Annotated in this window: 18 protein-coding genes; 16 read left to right on the top strand and 2 right to left on the bottom strand. The window is 71.5% G+C overall.

The genetic code is table 11. The features are described 5' to 3' along the window. Positions 1–81 precede the first annotated feature (81 nt). Positions 82–1,602 (top strand): family 43 glycosylhydrolase, encoded by a 1,521-nt coding sequence (locus DI005_RS24120; protein ID WP_112274503.1) that lies wholly within the window; start codon positions 82–84, stop codon positions 1,600–1,602. Here DI005_RS24120 and DI005_RS24115 read toward each other — a convergent pair. Further along, positions 1,566–2,069, bottom strand: coding sequence for a B-4DMT family transporter (locus DI005_RS24115; RefSeq protein WP_199543177.1), 504 nt, complete (start codon positions 2,067–2,069; stop codon positions 1,566–1,568). The two genes, DI005_RS24120 and DI005_RS24115, sit on opposite strands and share 37 nt — an antisense overlap. A 50-nt stretch (positions 2,070–2,119) precedes the next feature. Here DI005_RS24115 and DI005_RS24110 point away from each other — a divergent pair, with 50 nt between their 5' ends. From DI005_RS24110 to nusB, 3 genes are read left to right on the top strand one after another with little or no spacing between them, the layout of a single operon-like run. Further along, complete coding sequence (locus DI005_RS24110; RefSeq protein WP_199543175.1) at positions 2,120–3,238, top strand: Xaa-Pro peptidase family protein; 1,119 nt, start codon at positions 2,120–2,122, stop codon at positions 3,236–3,238. Positions 3,239–3,275: 37 nt separating this feature from the next. Further along, entirely contained in the window at positions 3,276–3,833 is a 558-nt protein-coding gene (efp, locus tag DI005_RS24105) for an elongation factor P (RefSeq protein ID WP_112274499.1), read from the top strand. Between the two features lie 8 nt (positions 3,834–3,841). Then, positions 3,842–4,291, top strand: coding sequence for a transcription antitermination factor NusB (gene nusB, locus DI005_RS24100; protein WP_113643632.1), 450 nt, complete (start codon positions 3,842–3,844; stop codon positions 4,289–4,291). A gap of 60 nt (positions 4,292–4,351) precedes the next feature. On the opposite strand, the gene DI005_RS24095 is transcribed toward nusB, so the two are convergent. Then, positions 4,352–4,840, bottom strand: a complete 489-nt coding sequence (locus tag DI005_RS24095) for a transcriptional regulator (RefSeq protein WP_003096372.1) — start codon at positions 4,838–4,840, stop codon at positions 4,352–4,354. 260 nt (positions 4,841–5,100) lie between these two features. Here DI005_RS24095 and pyrR point away from each other — a divergent pair, with 260 nt between their 5' ends. The 12 genes from pyrR to DI005_RS24035 all read left to right on the top strand — a co-directional run. Further along, positions 5,101–5,682: a bifunctional pyr operon transcriptional regulator/uracil phosphoribosyltransferase PyrR gene (gene pyrR / locus DI005_RS24090; RefSeq protein ID WP_113643631.1), complete on the top strand. Its 582-nt coding sequence runs from the start codon at positions 5,101–5,103 to the stop codon at positions 5,680–5,682. After that, on the top strand, positions 5,679–6,608 hold the full coding sequence (locus DI005_RS24085) for an aspartate carbamoyltransferase catalytic subunit (RefSeq protein ID WP_113643630.1): 930 nt from the start codon (positions 5,679–5,681) through the stop codon (positions 6,606–6,608). Before pyrR ends, DI005_RS24085 begins: the two co-directional genes overlap by 4 nt. After that, a complete protein-coding gene (locus DI005_RS24080; RefSeq protein WP_112274491.1) occupies positions 6,605–7,894 on the top strand; it encodes a dihydroorotase in 1,290 nt (429 codons plus the stop codon). The genes DI005_RS24085 and DI005_RS24080 overlap by 4 nt, the downstream gene beginning before the upstream one ends. Next, positions 7,894–8,385, top strand: a complete 492-nt coding sequence (locus tag DI005_RS24075; RefSeq protein ID WP_112274489.1) for a transporter — start codon at positions 7,894–7,896, stop codon at positions 8,383–8,385. Before DI005_RS24080 ends, DI005_RS24075 begins: the two co-directional genes overlap by 1 nt. Further along, positions 8,382–9,506, top strand: coding sequence for a glutamine-hydrolyzing carbamoyl-phosphate synthase small subunit (gene carA, locus DI005_RS24070; RefSeq protein WP_113643629.1), 1,125 nt, complete (start codon positions 8,382–8,384; stop codon positions 9,504–9,506). The genes DI005_RS24075 and carA overlap by 4 nt, the downstream gene beginning before the upstream one ends. Further along, positions 9,506–12,820, top strand: coding sequence for a carbamoyl-phosphate synthase large subunit (gene carB / locus DI005_RS24065; RefSeq protein WP_113643628.1), 3,315 nt, complete (start codon positions 9,506–9,508; stop codon positions 12,818–12,820). Before carA ends, carB begins: the two co-directional genes overlap by 1 nt. 93 nt (positions 12,821–12,913) lie before the next feature. Continuing rightward, positions 12,914–13,744 (top strand): orotidine-5'-phosphate decarboxylase, encoded by an 831-nt coding sequence (gene pyrF / locus DI005_RS24060; protein ID WP_112274484.1) that lies wholly within the window; start codon positions 12,914–12,916, stop codon positions 13,742–13,744. Positions 13,745–14,065: 321 nt separating this feature from the next. Beyond that, complete coding sequence (mihF, locus tag DI005_RS24055) at positions 14,066–14,383, top strand: integration host factor, actinobacterial type (RefSeq protein WP_005437476.1); 318 nt, start codon at positions 14,066–14,068, stop codon at positions 14,381–14,383. Between the two features lie 68 nt (positions 14,384–14,451). Continuing rightward, positions 14,452–15,051, top strand: coding sequence for a guanylate kinase (gene gmk, locus DI005_RS24050; RefSeq protein WP_233520297.1), 600 nt, complete (start codon positions 14,452–14,454; stop codon positions 15,049–15,051). Beyond that, positions 15,048–15,323: a DNA-directed RNA polymerase subunit omega gene (rpoZ, locus tag DI005_RS24045; protein WP_110339306.1), complete on the top strand. Its 276-nt coding sequence runs from the start codon at positions 15,048–15,050 to the stop codon at positions 15,321–15,323. The genes gmk and rpoZ overlap by 4 nt, the downstream gene beginning before the upstream one ends. A gap of 7 nt (positions 15,324–15,330) precedes the next feature. Continuing rightward, on the top strand, positions 15,331–16,569 hold the full coding sequence (gene coaBC / locus DI005_RS24040; protein WP_112274480.1) for a bifunctional phosphopantothenoylcysteine decarboxylase/phosphopantothenate--cysteine ligase CoaBC: 1,239 nt from the start codon (positions 15,331–15,333) through the stop codon (positions 16,567–16,569). Positions 16,570–16,624: 55 nt separating this feature from the next. Beyond that, a partial coding sequence (locus tag DI005_RS24035) for an S-adenosylmethionine synthetase N-terminal domain-containing protein (protein WP_304481739.1) occupies positions 16,625–16,983 on the top strand: 359 nt, incomplete at its 3' end.

The following is a 16,983-nucleotide window of genomic DNA, read 5'->3' as shown; positions in this document are numbered from 1 at the left end:
CGGGTGAGGGGTTCCGTAGACTGAGCGGGTCCAGGCCGAGGCATTCCGGCCGTGGGGGAGGGATGGAGGTCCGCCGCCAGCATGCGCTCCCGGCATCGTCGAGCACGTGTCGCCGGTGCGGCACTCGCCGTCACGGTGAGCGCCGCCCTGGTCGCGGGGTGCACCGCGGGGACCGCCCGGCCGCAGGCCGAGGGCGCGGAGCCGGGGATCGGCGTTGGTCCCGAGCAGCCCGTACCCACCGAGGAGCAGGTGCCGCTGCAGGCTGACCGGTACCGGGCCAGCCCCGGTGTGGTCGCCGCGGGCGGGGCGGACGCCGTCTACAACTACGGGCCGACGGTGATGTCGGACGGCGGGCAGACGCGCATGTGGTGGTGCAGCCAGTACGGCAGCGCCGCGCCGCCGGGCGACGACATCCTCTACGCCGAGGCCGGCTCGCCGGACGGGCCGTTCGCCGGTCCTGGCGGCGGCATTCCGGAAGCCGTGCTCTCCGGCAACCCCGGTGCGTTCGACGGGGTGCACACGTGCGATCCGTCCGTGATCCGGGTCGACGGCACGTACTACATGTACTACACCGGCGCGGCGGGCAGCCACGCGCTCGGCAACTCGATCGGTCTCGTGACCAGTACCGACGGGAGGAACTGGACGCGTCCCGGCACCGATCCGATCGTCCGGCCCGCCCACGACACCCACCGCGACAACACCTACGGCGCGGGTCAGCCTGCCGCGGTGTACCTAGACGGCTGGTTCTACCTGATGTTCACCGACACCACGGGCCGTGCCGCGGGCTGGAACGGCGCGGGCCAGTTCCTGTTGCGCGCCAAGGACCCCACGTTCTCCGCGGGCGTGCAGGCACTGGGGCCGCAGGGTTTCACCGAGGTGCCGCACACCGAGACCGCGCGCACCAACTCCCTCGTCGACGCCTTCAGCGCCGACCTCATGTGGGTCGACGCGCTCGACGCCTTCGCGATCGCGCACCAGACCGACAAGGGCACCACGATCACCTTCTGGAACAGGGAGTTCACGGCGACGCCGTACCAGCCGGTGACGATCCCCGACGAGTGGGAGGAGGGCCCCGGGCTGGTGCGCAGGCCCGACGGTCACGCGCCGGTCTCGGTCGACGACCCGTGTGGCCGGGTGCCCATCGACGTCATCCACGCGACCGTGATCGGCCGGGCCAACGCGCCGACGGACCTGCGGCACTACGGGCTCGACCTGCACGGGCTGGACGCCTGCGCAGAGCCGAAACGTGCGCTGGCCGTGCTCGACGGCTTCGCGATGCCCTCGCCGGTGCGTACGATGGACCTGGTTACCGACGGCAAGGTGGTGCGGGTCGACCGGCGCTCGGTGGCCGAGCAGCTGGCCGGGGTGGTGCTGGACGAGCGGCTGCCCGTGCTCGACCGGCTGCCGGTGGACGTGCGGCTGCGGCCGGGGGCGCCGGCGGTGGAGGCGCCCGGTCTGGGAGCCGGTTTCCTGCTGGACGGCACGCTGTGGCCGGTCACGCCGGCCGAGGTCGTCGAGCTGAACGGCTCACCGGCCGAGCCGGTGAGCCGGGCGGAGTGGGAGGCCTACCCGGCGGGGCCGACCTTGGGCTTGCGCGGTTGAGGCCGCGGCCGGGGCGCCGGTTCCTCGGCGGTCCCGGCGTCGGAGTCAGGGCCAGAGTCGGCGCCGGCGTCCTCGCGGGTCGTGTGCAGCTTCCCGCCGACGAGCAGGCCGAGGCCCGCTGGCACGAGCACGAGCAACGCCGTGAAGGCGGCGCCTCCGGTCAGCGCGGAACCGAGCTCGCCGACCCCGGTCTGGTCCACGAACGCCGCGCGGCCGACGACGTTGAGCACGCCGGCGACCGGCCCGGCGACGAGCGCGGCGATGAACCAGGTGCGGCCCGCGTCGACCAGGCCGAGCCACGCGTCGAGCGCGCTCCACAGCGCGGCCGCCCCCACCAGCAGGGCGAGCACGACGGCGGTGACGGTGGTCGACTCGGTCGGCTGGAAGACCGCGATCTTCGCGAGTGCGACGGTGGCGGCGGCATGCAGCACGGCCATGCCGAGTCCGCGAACAACCCAGGACGGCATCGGCCCACTGTAACCGCAAGTATCGTGAGGTCGAGTCCTAAGCTTGGCCCGTGGCCGAGAATTCCCGCACCGCGACCGAGATCCGCGCCGCCCGCAGGGAGGCGCTGCGTGACCTGCTCCGTCCCCAGGGCCTCGACGCCTTACTCGTCACCGACCTGCTGAACATCCGCTACCTCACGGGTTTCACCGGCTCCAACGCAGCACTGCTCGTGCACGCCGATGACGACGACCGGACCCTGTTCTGCACCGACGGCCGCTACACGACCCAGGCCGCCGCGGAGGTGCCCGACCTCGAGCGCGTCCTCGGCCGGGCGAGCGCCGTGACCCTGCTGGCCCGCGCCGCGGCGAAGGCGAAGGACTACGCGCGCACCGGCTTCGAGAGCCAGTACGTCAGCGTCGAACAGCACGCGGTGTTCGTGGAGGCCGCGGACGATGTAGAGCTGCACCGGGCGCCGGGCCTGGTCGAGCGCCTGCGCGCGGTGAAGGACGAGACGGAGGTCGAGGCGCTGCGCCGGGCGTGCGCCGCCGCCGACCGCGCGCTGGCCGACCTGATCGAGCACGGCGGGCTGCGCGCGGGCCGCACCGAGCGGGAGGTGGCGCGCGACCTGGAGAACCGCATGCTCGACCACGGCTCCGAGGGCCGGTCGTTCACCTCGATCGTCGCGGCGGGGGCCAACTCGGCGATTCCGCACCACCGGCCTGCCGACACGCCGTTGGCGGCCGGCGACTTCGTCAAACTGGATTTCGGGGCGACCGTCGACGGGTACCACTCGGACATGACGCGCACCGTCGTGCTCGGCACCGCCTCGGACTGGCAGCGGGAGCTCTACGAGCTCGTGCTGCGTGCCCAGGCCGCGGGTCGCGCCGCCGTGGTGCCCGGAGCCGAGGTGGCCGCGGTGGACGGCGCGGCACGGGACGTGATCGTCGCGGCGGGCCGGGGCGAGGAGTTCTCGCACGGTCTCGGCCATGGCGTCGGCCTGCAGATTCACGAGGCTCCCAGTCTCGCCGCGACCGGCGCCGGTACACTGTCCGCCGGTATGGCGGTCACCGTCGAGCCGGGCGTGTATCTCGCCGGCCGGGGTGGCGTGCGCATCGAGGACACGCTCGTCGTGCGGGAGGGGACTCCCGAGCTCCTCACCCTGACCAGCAAGGAACTCGTGGTCGTTTAGTACGCGGCCCACCGAATCACAGGGAGAACTCACACCCGTGGCCACCACCAACGACCTGAAGAACGGCCTGGTGCTGAACCTCGACGGCCAGCTCTGGTCGGTCGTGAACTTCCAGCACGTCAAGCCCGGCAAGGGCGGTGCCTTCGTGCGCACCACCCTCAAACACGTGCTGTCCGGCAAGGTCGTGGACAAGACGTTCAACGCGGGTACCAAGGTCGACACCGCGACGGTGGACCGCCGCAACATGACCTACCTGTACAACGACGGCACCGACTTCGTCTTCATGGACGGCGAGACGTTCGACCAGATCAACGTCCCCCGCGAGACCGTCGGCGACGGCGCCAACTACCTGCTCGAGAACACCGAGGCGCAGGTGGCGATGCACGAGGGTCAGCCGCTGTACGTCGAGCTGCCCACTTCGGTCGAGCTGGTCATCCAGCACACCGACCCCGGCCTGCAGGGCGACCGCTCCACCGGTGGCACGAAGCCGGCGACGCTGGAGACCGGCGCCGAGATCCAGGTGCCCCTGTTCGTCAGCACCGGCGAGAAGGTCAAGGTCGACACCCGAGACGGCCGTTACCTCGGCCGCGCGTGAGAAGCCCGGTGACCTCGGAGAGCCCTTCCCGGCGTGCGCCCATCGGGCGCCGCGCCTCCCGCCGCCGCGCGGTGGAGTTCCTGTACGAGGCCGCGCAGCGGGAGGCCGACGCGGTGACGTTGCTGTCCGACCGCGTCGGTTCCGTGGACGTGGACCCCATCAGCGACTACACGATCTCGCTGGTCGAGGGTGTGACGGCGCGGCGCGAGCGCATCGACGAACTGCTCGCGGAGCACGCGCAGGGCTGGACGCTGAGCCGGATGCCGCCGGTGGACCTCGCGATCCTGCGGATGGGGGTCTACGAGATGCTCTGGTCGGCAGACGTGCCGGACCCGGTCGCGATCGACGAGGCGGTGGGGCTGGCCAAGGAACTGTCCACCGACGACTCGCCGCGCTTCGTCAACGGTGTGCTCGGCCGCATCGGCAACATCGCCGACCGCCTCAGGGCGGTGCTCTAGGCACCCGTCACCGCCGGGTCGTGAGCGAGGGGTCTCCCGCTCACGACCGCGCGGCGGCGATCAGTCTTCCTTGGAAGGGCGGGCCTCGGGCGGCAGCACGCCCCAGTCGATCAGCTGCTCGGTGAGTTCACCGGGCGTCATGTCGTAGATGATCGCCAGCGACCGCAGGTCCTCGGTGCGGATCGACAGCACCTTGCCGTTGTAGTCGCCGCGCTGGCTCTGGATGGTCGCCGCGTAGCGGGCCAGCGGGCCGACCTTCTCGGCGGGCAGCTGCTGCAGCCGCTCGAGGTTTATCACGATCTTCGTGGCCGGCTCGGCGCCGGAGGGAACCCGGCCCTCGGGCAGCAACTCGACCACCGGGACGCCGTAGAAGTCCGCGAGCTCGGCCAGCTTCTGGACGGTGACCGCACGGTCGCCACGCTCGTAGGAGCCCACCACGACCGCCTTCCAGCGGCCGCCGGACTTCTGCTCGACCCCGTGCAGGGACAAGCCCTGTTGCTGGCGGATACCGCGGAGCTTGGCCCCGAGCGCCTTGGCGTAATCGCCCATCTGGTGGTTCTCCGTTTCCTCGTCCCGAGATCGGCCCGGATGACCGACAGGGAACTCGTGAGTCGAATACTCAGAGTAATGGTTACTCGTAGTCGTCACCAGGTCAAGCAGATCATCCCTGGCTGGGGGTTCTCGCACCCGATCGCACCACCCGAACGGATGACGAGCCTCACCTGCTACTGTCTGTGCGGTTCCCGCCTAACCAGGGGAATCGACATCCTTTAAGGACCCGTCCAGTGAGGCGGGGAAGGAGGTCCACCGTGGCGCCACGCCCACGTGGCGCGACGGAACCGGCTGCTGAGCGCGAGCTGCTCTCGGCCGGGGATGTCGCGCGCACCATCGCCCGAATGGCCCATCAGGTCATCGAGAAGACCGCTCTTGATTCGACGGGCGCGATCCCGCCCGTGCTGCTGGGCATCCCGACTCGCGGCATCCCGCTCGCGACCCGTCTCGGCGCGCGGATCAGCGAGTTCTCCGGCGTCGACGTGCCCACCGGCGCCCTCGACGTGACGCTCTACCGCGACGACCTGCGGCGCAAGCCCACCCGCCCGCTCGAACAGACGCAGCTGCCGGGCACCGGCATCGACGACCGCGTCGTGGTCCTCGTCGACGACGTCCTGTTCTCCGGCCGCACCATCCGGGCCGCGCTCGACGCGCTGCGGGACCACGGCAGGCCCCGGGTGGTGCAGCTCGCCGTGCTGGTCGACCGAGGCCACCGCGAGCTGCCGATCCGCGCCGACTACGTGGGCAAGAACGTGCCCACCTCCCGCTCGGAGGAGGTCTCGGTCCTGCTGTCCGACGTGGACGACCGCGACGCCGTGCTGCTGGGGGAACGCCGATGAAGCACCTGCTGACCACCGACGGCCTGGCCGAGGACGCCGCCACCGCGATCCTCGACACCGCCGACGAGCTCAAGCGCACCCTGCTCGGGAGGGAGGTCAAGAAGCTGCCGACGCTGCGCGGCCGCACGGTGATCACGATGTTCTACGAGAACTCCACCCGCACCAGGGTTTCGTTCGAGATCGCGGGCAAGTGGATGAGCGCGGACGTGGTGAACGTCTCGGCGGGCGGCTCGTCGGTAGGCAAGGGGGAGTCGCTGCGCGACACCGCGCTCACCCTCTCGGCCGCGGGCGCCGACTGCGTGATCGTCCGGCACCCCGCCTCGGGGGCGGCGCACCGGCTGGCCGGCTGGCTCGCCGATGTCGGCACGTCGGTGGTGAACGCGGGCGACGGCACCCACGAGCACCCCACACAGGCGCTGCTCGACGCTGCCACGCTGCGCGAGCGGCTCGGCGGGCTCAAGGACCGGCGGATCGCGATCGTCGGCGACGTGCTGCACAGCCGCGTCGCCAGGTCCAACGTGCACCTGCTCGCGACCCTCGGCGCGGAGGTGGTGCTCGTCGCGCCGCCGACGCTGCTGCCCGTCGGCGTCGGATCGTGGCCGGTGACCGTGTCGCACGAGCTCGACGCCGAGCTGCCCGCGCTCGACGCCGTGATGATGCTGCGGGTGCAGGCCGAGCGCATGCACGGCGGATTCTTCCCGTCCGCTCGCGAGTACTCGATCGCCTACGGGCTCAACGAGGCGCGGCTGGGCCTGCTGCCCGAGGGCGCCGTGGTGCTGCACCCCGGTCCGATGCTGCGCGGCATGGAGATCGGCTCCGCCGTGGCCGACGCGCCGCAGTCGGCGATCACCGAGCAGGTCCGCAACGGGGTCCACGTGCGGATGGCCGTGCTCTACCACCTGCTTGCCGGAGAGGGAGAACAGTGAGCGAGATCGTCATCAGGGGCGCGAGGCTCTACGGCGAGGGCGACCCGGTGGACGTGCACGTGGCCGACGGCACCATCGCCGCGATCGGCACGGTCACCGCGAGCGAGGACGCCGAGGTGATCGAGGCGGACGGGCAGGTGCTGCTACCCGGCTTCGTCGACCTGCACACCCACCTGCGCGAGCCGGGCCGAGAGGACACCGAGACGATCGACTCGGGCTCCGCCGCGGCCGCCCTCGGCGGCTACACCGCGGTGTTCGCCATGGCCAACACCGACCCGGTCGCCGACAACGCGGTGGTCGTCGAGCACGTGTGGCGGCGTGGCCGGGAGGTCGGCCTCGTCGACGTGCACCCGGTCGGCGCGGTCACCGTCGGGCTCAAGGGCGAGAAGCTCGCCGAGATGGGCACGATGGCCAAGTCGGTGGCCGGGGTGCGGTTGTTCTCCGACGACGGGCACTGCGTGGCGGACCCGCTGCTCATGCGCAGGGCGCTGGAGTACTCGACGGCGCTGGGCGTGGTCGTCGCGCAGCACGCCGAGGAGCCGAGGCTCACCGTCGGCGCCCAGGCCCATGAGGGGGAGCGGGCGGCGCGGCTCGGCTACACCGGCTGGCCCTCGTCGGCGGAGGAGTCGATCGTCGCCCGCGACTGCGTGCTCGCCCGGCACGCAGGCGCGCGCCTGCACATCTGCCACGTCTCCACCACCGGCACGGTCGACGTCCTCGGCTGGGCCAAGGGCCTCGGCATCGACGTCTCGGCCGAGGTGACGCCCCACCACCTGCTCCTCACCGACGAGCGCCTGGCCACCTACGACCCGGTGAACAAGGTCAACCCGCCGCTGCGGGCCGACGCCGACGTGGCGCGCATGCGCCGGGCACTGGCCGACGGCGTGATCGACTGCGTGGCCACCGACCACGCCCCGCACGCCGTGCAGGACAAGGACTGCGAGTGGGCGGCGGCCAGGCCGGGCATGCTCGGCCTGCAGACCGCGCTGTCGATCGTGGCCGAGACGATGGTGCGCCCCGGCCTGCTCGACTGGCGCGGGGTGGCGAGGGTCATGAGCGAGCGGCCAGCCGAGATCGCGGGCCTGCCCGACCAGGGCAGGCCGCTGGCGGTCGGCGAGCCTGCCAACCTGGTGCTGGTGGACCCGGACGCGGAGTGGACGGTGCGCGGCGCCGAGCTCGCGAGCGTGGCCGCCAACACACCGTACGAGGGATTGCGACTGCCCGCCGTGGTGAGCGCCACGCTGCTGCGCGGGCGGATCACGTCGCGCGAAGGGAAGATTGGGTAATGGAGAGGCTTCTGCTGACGCTGCTGGTCATCGCGTTCTTCGCGCTCGGGGTCTACGGGATGTGGCGGGGCTGGCGACGCCAGGCCCGCGCGCAGAGCGTGCGCGTGCCGCCCTTCCCCGACGTGCCGGAGGACCTTGGCGAGCCGCTGCTCTCAGCCAAGGGGCTCTACGTGGCGACCACCAACGCGGGGCACTGGCAGGAACGCGTGGTGACGCGGGGTGTGGGCCTGCGCGGCCCGGCCGTGCTGCGGCTGTACGACGAGGGCGTCGAGGTGGACCGCGCCGGTACGGTGAGCTTCTGGATCCCCCGCGAGTCCATTGTGGACGTCAAGACCGCCAAGGGGATGGCGGGCAAGGTGATGGGAACGGACAGTCTTCTGGTGTTCACGTGGCGCGCCGACGACGTCGAGCTCGACACCGGGTTCCGCGGGGACGATCTCGCGGTCTATCCACAGTGGATCAACCAGGTCAAGGGAGGTGCCCAGGTATGAGCGGCACTCGCACGCCGGCCGCGCTCGTCCTCGAGGACGGCCGGATCTTTCGGGGCACGGCCTACGGCGCGCAGGGGCGCTCGCTGGGCGAGGCGGTCTTCTGCACCGGCATGACCGGCTACCAGGAGACGCTGACCGACCCGTCGTACCGCGGCCAGATCGTGGTCCAGACCGCGCCGCAGATCGGCAACACCGGGTGGAACGACGAGGACGACGAGTCCTCGCGGATCTGGGTGGCCGGCTACGTGGTCCGCGACCCGGCGCGCACTCCGTCGAACTGGCGCTCGAAGCGCACGCTCGACGACGAGCTGCGCGCGCAGGGCATCGTCGGCATCGCCGAGATCGACACGCGCACGCTGACCCGGCACATCCGGGAGCACGGCGCCATGCGCGCGGGCGTCTTCTCCGGTGACGCGCTCGCGTCCACCGACGACCTCGTGGCCCAGGTGCTCGCGAGCCCGCCGATGCAGGGCGCCGACCTGGCCGGCGAGGTCACCACGGAGAAGCCCTACGTGGTGGCCGCCGAGGGCGAGCGGCGCTACCGCGTCGCCGCGCTGGACCTCGGCATCAAGTCGAACACGCCCCGCCAGATGGCCAAGCGCGGCATCGAGGTGCACGTCCTGCCCGCCGCGAGCACGCTGGACGACGTGCTGGCGGTGGAGCCCGACGGCGTGTTCCTATCCAACGGGCCCGGCGACCCGCAGACCCAGACACACGCGATCGAGCTGACGCGGGCGGTGCTCGGCAGGCAGGTGCCGCTGTTCGGCATCTGTTTCGGCAACCAGATCCTCGGCCGCGCGCTGGGGCTGGGCACCTACAAGATGCGCTTCGGTCACCGCGGCATCAACGTCCCGGTGCTCGACGCCGACACCGGCCGCGTGGCCATCACGGCGCAGAACCACGGTTTCGCGCTCGAGGGCGAGCCTGGACAGCGGTTCGAGTCGCCGTTCGGCACGGCCAAGGTGAGCCACTACTGCGCGAACGACGGCACGGTGGAGGGCCTGCGGTGCGAGGACGTGCCCGCCTTCTCCGTGCAGTACCACCCGGAGGCGGCGGCCGGTCCGCACGACGCCAACCCGCTGTTCGACGAGTTTGTGACCTTGATGGAGAAAAGCAAGTAATGCCCAAACGCACTGACATCGAGCACGTCCTCGTCATCGGGTCCGGGCCGATCGTGATCGGGCAGGCCGCCGAGTTCGACTACTCCGGCACCCAGGCCTGCCGGGTGCTGCGCGCCGAGGGCCTGCGCGTGAGCCTCGTCAACTCCAACCCGGCGACGATCATGACCGACCCTGAGTTCGCCGACTCGACCTACATCGAGCCGGTGACCCCGGACTACGTCGAAAAGGTCATCGCCGCCGAGCGCCCCGACGCGCTGCTGGCCACGCTGGGCGGGCAGACCGCGCTCAACACCGCGGTCGCGCTGCACGAGCGCGGGGTGCTCGAGAAGTACGGCGTGGAGCTGATCGGCGCCGACATCGACGCGATCCAGCGCGGTGAGGACCGGCAGAAGTTCAAGGACATCGTGCGGTCGGTGGGCGGCGACGTGCCGCGCAGCGCCGTCTGCCACTCCATGGACGAGGTGCGCAAGACCGTCGCCGAGGTGGGCCTTCCGGTGGTGATCCGGCCTTCGTTCACGATGGGCGGGCTCGGCTCCGGCATGGCGCACACCGACGAGCAGCTCGAGCGGCTCGCGTCGCTGGGCCTCGAGGAGAGCCCCGTCACCGAGGTGCTCATCGAGGAGAGCGTGCTCGGGTGGAAGGAGTACGAGCTCGAGCTGATGCGCGACCGCCACGACAACGTCGTGGTGGTGTGCTCGATCGAGAACGTCGACGCGATGGGCGTGCACACCGGTGACTCGGTGACCGTTGCCCCCGCCATGACGCTGACCGACCGCGAGTACCAGCACATGCGCGACGTCGGCATCGACGTGCTGCGCGAGGTCGGCGTCGACACCGGCGGCTGCAACATCCAGTTCGCGATCAACCCGCGCGACGGGCGCATGGTCGTGATCGAGATGAACCCGCGCGTGTCGCGCTCCTCGGCGCTGGCGTCGAAGGCCACCGGCTTCCCGATCGCCAAGATCGCCGCGAAGCTCGCGATCGGCTACACGCTCGACGAGATCAGCAACGACATCACGGGGGAGACCCCGGCCAGCTTCGAGCCGACGCTCGACTACGTGGTCGTGAAGGTGCCCCGGTTCGCGTTCGAGAAGTTCCCCGGTGCCGACCCGATGCTCACCACGACGATGAAGAGCGTCGGCGAGGCCATGTCGCTGGGCCGCAGCTTCCCCGAGGCGCTCGGCAAGGCCATGCGCTCGATGGAGACCAAGCGCGTCGGCTTCTGGACCCAGCCCGACCCGGAGGGCGCCACGCTGGAGTCGACGCTGGAGGACCTGCGCACCGCCCACGACGGCAGGCTCTACGCCGTCGAGCGCGCGCTGCGGCTCGGCGCCACCGTCGAGCAGGTGCACGAGGCCAGCGGCATCGACCCGTGGTTCATCGACCAGATCGCGCTGATCGGCGAGGTCGGCGCGGAGGTGCGGGACGCGCCGGTGCTGGATGGTCAGCTGCTGCGCCGCGCCAAGCGCACCGGGCTGTCCGACCGGCAGATCGCCGCGCTGCGGCCCGAACTGGCCGGTGAGGACGGCGTGCGCGCGCTGCGGCACCGCCTCGGTGTGCACCCGGTGTTCAAGACCGTCGACACGTGCGCGGCCGAGTTCGAGGCGAGGACGCCGTACCACTACTCGGCCTACGAGGCCGATCCCGCCGCCGAGACGGAGGTGGCCCCGCAGCCGGAGAAGCCGAAGGTGCTGATCCTCGGCTCCGGGCCGAACCGCATCGGGCAGGGCATCGAGTTCGACTACTCGTGCGTGCACGCGGCGCTGGCGCTGCGGGAGGCCGGGTTCGAGGCCGTGATGGTCAACTGCAACCCGGAGACGGTCTCCACCGACTACGACACCTCCGACCGGCTGTACTTCGAGCCGCTGACGTTCGAGGACGTGCTGGAGGTCGTGCGCGCCGAGCAGGCGTCGGGCACGGTCGCCGGCGTGATCGTGCAACTGGGCGGCCAGACCCCGCTCGGGCTCGCGCAGCGGCTGGCCGACGCGGGCGTGCCGATCGTGGGCACCCCGCCGCAGGCGATCCACCTCGCGGAGGACCGGGGCGCGTTCGGCGAGGTGCTGACCTCGGCCGGGCTCCCGGCCCCCGCGTACGGCACGGCGACGTCGTTCGAGGGAGCCAAGCGGATCGCCGACGAGATCGGCTACCCGGTGCTCGTCCGGCCTTCCTACGTGCTCGGCGGGCGCGGCATGGAGATCGTCTACGACGAGGCGTCGCTCGCGGGCTACATCCGGCGCGCCACGGAGGTAACCCCGGAGCACCCGGTGCTCGTGGACCGCTTCCTCGACGACGCCATCGAGATCGACGTCGACGCCCTCTACGACGGCGAGGAGCTGTACCTGGGCGGCGTGATGGAGCACATCGAGGAGGCCGGCATCCACTCCGGCGACTCGGCGTGCGCCCTGCCGCCGATCACGCTGGGCCGCACGGACCTCGAGGAGGTGCGCCGCTGCACCGAGGCGATCGCGCGCGGCGTGGGCGTGCGCGGGCTGCTCAACGTGCAGTACGCCCTCAAGGACGACGTGCTGTACGTGCTGGAGGCCAATCCGCGTGCGTCCCGCACGGTGCCGTTCGTGTCCAAGGCGACGGCGGTGCCGCTCGCCAAGGCCGCGTCGCTGCTCATGACGGGCGCGTCGATCAAGGACCTGCGCGAGCGCGGCGTGCTGCCCGCCGACGGCGACGGCGGGCACCTGCCCGTCGACGCGCCGGTGGCCGTCAAGGAGGCCGTGCTGCCGTTCCACCGGTTCCGCACGCCCGAGGGCCACGGCGTGGACTCGCTGCTCGGCCCCGAGATGAAGTCCACGGGCGAGGTGATGGGCGTCGACACGTCCTTCGGCACCGCGTTCGCGAAGTCGCAGGCCGGTGCCTACGGCTCGCTGCCGACGAGCGGCAAGGTGTTCGTCTCGGTGGCCAACCGTGACAAGCGCTCGCTGGTGTTCCCGGTCAAGCGGCTCGCCGACCTCGGCTTCGAGGTCCTCGCGACGTCGGGCACGGCCGAGGTGCTGCGCCGGAACGGGGTGCCGTGCACGGTGGTGCGTAAGCACTACCAGGGCAGCACCGCCGACGAGCCGAACATCGTCGAGGTGATCCTCGACGGCGGCGTCGACATGGTGATAAACACCCCGTACGGCAACAGCGGGCCCCGCGTGGACGGCTACGAGATCCGCACCGCGGCGGTGTCGAGGGGAATCCCGTGTGTGACCACCGTGCAGGGCGCTGCCGCCGCCGTACACGGCATCGAGGCCCTCATCCGGGGTGACCTGGGGGTGCGCTCGCTGCAGCAGCTCCAGGCGTCCCTGCGGGCCGGATCGTGACCGAGTACCCACCTGCAGTGAAGGCCACCATGCCTGCGCTCAACGCAGTGAAGGTGGCCTTCACTGCGGACGTCGCGGAGGAGAGGAGCCGGCGTGGTTGAGGGGTTCGGGGCGCGGCTGCGGCGCGCCGTCGCCGCGCGGGGCCCGCTGTGCGCGGGCGTGGACCCGCACCCGCAGCTGCTGCGGGCGTGGGACCTGCCCGCCGACGCGCGCGGGCTGGAGACGTTCGCGCTGAGCGCCACCGAGGTGCTCGCCGAGCACGTGGCGGTGGTGAAGCCGCAGTCGGCGCTTTTCGAGGCGCACGGCGCCAAGGGGGTCGCCGTGCTGGAGCGGGTGATCGAGTGCGCGCGCCAGGCGGGCGCACTCGTCCTGCTCGACGTCAAGCGCGGCGACATCGGCTCCACGATGGCCGCCTACGCGCTGGCGTACCTCGGCGAGGGCTCGCCGCTCGCGGCCGACGCGATCACCGTGTCGCCCTACCTCGGCTTCGGCGCGCTCGAACCCGCGTTCGCGCTGGCCGGGGAGACGGGGCGGGGCGTGTTCGTGCTCGCGCGGACTTCGAACCCGGAGGGCGAGGGCCTGCAGCGGGCGGACGCGGGTGGTCGCACGGTTGCGCAGTCCGTTGTGGACGATGCGGGTGCGCGCAACGCGGGCGTCGCTCCGCTGGGCGCCGTCGGCGTTGTCATCGGGGCCACCAACCTGCCAGGCGAGCTGGATCTCGCTGGGCTGAACGGGCCAATCTTGGCTCCGGGTTTCGGTGAGCAGGGCGCCGGTGCGCGGGACCTCGCGCCGCTGTTCGGCGACAGCCTGCCGAACGTGCTGCCCGCCTCGGCGAGGGCCCTGTTGAAACACGGCCCGGATCCGGCGGCGCTGCGTGCCGCGGTGCTGCGCACGGCCGATGAGCTGAACCGCGTGCTCAAGTAGGGTCTGCGCCCGGTTCCCGCCCTGGTCGAACCGTATGTTGATCTTGCACTAGGGTAAGCGGCGTGGCGCAGGCGGGGGTGTCGGCGCCGCACCGGGAAACGCATTCGCAGGGTCGCGGGCTGACACCGCGCGACCATTTGTGAGTAGGGTCGTCTCTGGCCGTGCCGCGGCGTCCAGTCGCGGCGCGACAGCACCGTCCGCCAGGCCGTCATCCAGCGTCCTGGCGGCGCGGTCAGCGCCCACCCCCGCATTGTGGGTCCAGGTCAAGGGTGGGTACGGTCGCCACACCCACCCAGAATTTGAGTAATACCGGAGGAAAACGTGGCACTTCCCCAGCTCACCGAGGAACAGCGTGCTGCGGCGCTGGAGAAGGCCGCCGCCGCCCGTCGCGCCCGCGCGGAGCTCAAGGAACGGCTCAAGCGCGGCGGTACGACCCTCGCCGACGTGCTGAAGCAGGCCGACGAGGACGAGGTCCTCGGCAAGATGAAGGTCTCCGCGCTGCTGGAGGCCCTGCCGGGCGTGGGCAAGGTGCGTGCGCAGCAGACGATGGAGCGGCTCGAGATCGCTACCAGCCGTCGCCTGCGCGGCCTCGGCGACCGGCAGCGCAAGGCGCTGCTCGCCGAGTTCAGCGGCGAGTGAGCGAGCGGCGACACCGCGGCTCGATCGAGGCCGGCGTACGCGGCGGCCGAGTGACAACTGGTGAGCCGGTGCCGGCTGAGACGGCCCGGCACCGGCTCACCGTCGTTTCGGGACCATCCGGGGTCGGCAAGTCCAGCGTCGTCGGCGAGCTGCGGCGGCTGAACCCCGATGTGTTTTTCAGCGTCTCGGTGACCACCCGCGCGCCCCGGCCCGGCGAGGTCGACGGCGAGCACTACCACTTCATCGACCGCGAGACTTTCGACGCCATGGTCGCCAAGGGCGAGCTGCTGGAGCACGCGGAGTTCGCGGGCAACCGCTACGGCACGCCACGGGCGCCCGTGGAGGCCGCGCTGAACGCGGGACGGCCCGCCGTGCTCGAGATCGAGCTGCAGGGCGCGAGGCAGGTGCGGCAGGCGATGCCGGAGGCCCAGCTCGTGATGCTCCTGCCGCCGTCGTGGGGCGTGCTCGTCGACCGGCTCACGGGCCGCGGCACCGAGCACGACGAAGCCGTGCGGGCCCGGCTGACGGAAGCGGAGCGTGAGCTCGCGGCCGCCGCGGAGTTCGACGAGCGGGTCGTGAACGACGACGTGCAGGTCGCCGCGCGCCGATTGCTAGACTTGGTAACCGGCGAAAACAAGTCTTTCGACGATTCGGAGCACAGTCAGTGACCTCGATTACCCTGGGTCCTCAGAGCGAGCACCTCGAGGGCATCACCAACCCGCCCATCGACGACCTGCTCGAGAAGGTCAGCTCCAAGTACGCGCTGGTGATCTACTCGGCCAAGCGCGCCCGTCAGATCAACGACTACTACGCGCAGCTCGGTGAGGGCCTGCTCGAGTACGTCGGCCCGCTCGTCGAGCCGGGTCCCCGCGAGAAGCCGCTGTCGATCGCGCTCCGCGAGATCCACGCCGGTCTGCTCGAGCACACCGAAGGCGAGTAACGCCTCGGTGAGCTCGAAACCGCGGGTCGTCCTGGGCGTCGGTGGCGGTATCGCGGCCTACAAGGCGTGCGAGGTGCTCCGCGGGCTCACCGAGTCCGGGCACGACGTGCGGGTGGTGCCCACCGAGGCCGCGCTGAACTTCGTCGGCGCGGCCACCTTCGAGGCGCTGTCCGGACATCCCGTCCACACGGGTGTGTTCACCGAGGTGCCCGAGGTCCAGCACGTCCGCGTCGGCAAGGACGCGGACCTCGTGCTCGTCGTGCCCGCCACCGCCGACCTGCTCGCCAGGGCGGCCCACGGTCTTGCCGACGACCTCCTCACCAACACCCTGCTCACGGCACGGTGCCCCGTCGCGTTCTTCCCCGCGATGCACACGGAGATGTGGGAGCACCCCGCCACGCGCGACAACGTGGCGCTGCTCCGCTCGCGCGGGGCGGTCGTCACCGAGCCCGACTCGGGACGGCTGACCGGCGTCGACACCGGCAAGGGCAGGCTCGCCGACCCACGTGAGATCGTCGACGTCGCGCGCCTGCTGCTGGCCCGTTCCGACGCGCTGCCCCGCGATCTCGAGGGCCTGCGCGTGGTCGTGTCGGCGGGCGGCACACGCGAACCGCTCGACCCCGTGCGGCACCTCGGCAACCGCTCGTCGGGCAAGCAGGGATACGCGCTCGCGCGGGTCGCCGCCCAGCGCGGCGCCGACGTCACACTCGTCGCCGCCCACACCGAGGCGCTGCCGGAGCCCGCCGGGGCCGAGGTCGTGCACGTCTCCACGGCGCGCCGGCTCGGCGCCGCGGTGGAAGAGGCGGCGAGCACCGCCGACGTCGTCGTGATGGCCGCCGCGGTCGCCGACTTCCGGCCCGCCGACACCGCCGACCACAAGATCAAGAAGACCGATCACAGCCCGGACCCGACGATCTCGCTGGTCCGCAACCCGGACATCCTCGCCGGGCTCGTCGAGGCCCGCAGGCCAGGCCAGGTGATCGTCGGCTTCGCCGCGGAGACCGGCGACGAGCACGGCAGCGTGCTCGAGCATGCGCGGGCCAAGCTGAAGCGCAAGGGGTGTGACCTGCTGGTGGTCAACGCCGTCGGTGAGGGCAAGGCCTTCGAGATGGAGGAGAACACCGGCTGGCTGCTCAGCGCGGACGGCACCGAGCAACGGATCCCGCTGGGCGCGAAGTCCCTGCTGGCGGCCACAGTGTGGGACGCGGTGACCGAGCTGGTGCGCCACCGCGCCCATCGCCAGTAGGCTCACAGCGGGCATTCGCCCACGTGCCGTTGTCGATCGAGGATGTGAGGACGTCGTGACCGCGTCGAACCGTAGGCTGTTCACGTCGGAGTCGGTGACCGAGGGGCACCCGGACAAGATCTGCGACGCGATCAGCGACTCGATCCTGGACGCCCTGCTGGCGAAGGACCCGCGCAGCCGGGTCGCGGTGGAGACCCTGATCACGACGGGCCAGGTGCACGTGGCCGGCGAGGTCACGACCGAGGCGTACGCGGACATCCCGACGATCGTGCGGGAGCGGATCCTCGACATCGGCTACGACTCGTCGGCCAAGGGCTTCGACGGCAACTCCTGTGGCGTGAACGTGGCGATCGGCTCCCAGTCGCCGGACATCGCGCAGGGCGTGGACACGGCGTACGAGTCGAGGCTGGAGAA

This window comes from Prauserella sp. PE36, assembly GCF_003311655.1.
Lineage (GTDB): Bacteria > Actinomycetota > Actinomycetes > Mycobacteriales > Pseudonocardiaceae > Prauserella_A > Prauserella_A endophytica.
Note: the sequence above shows the minus strand (reverse complement) of the source record. Positions and strands in the feature narration are given on the sequence as shown.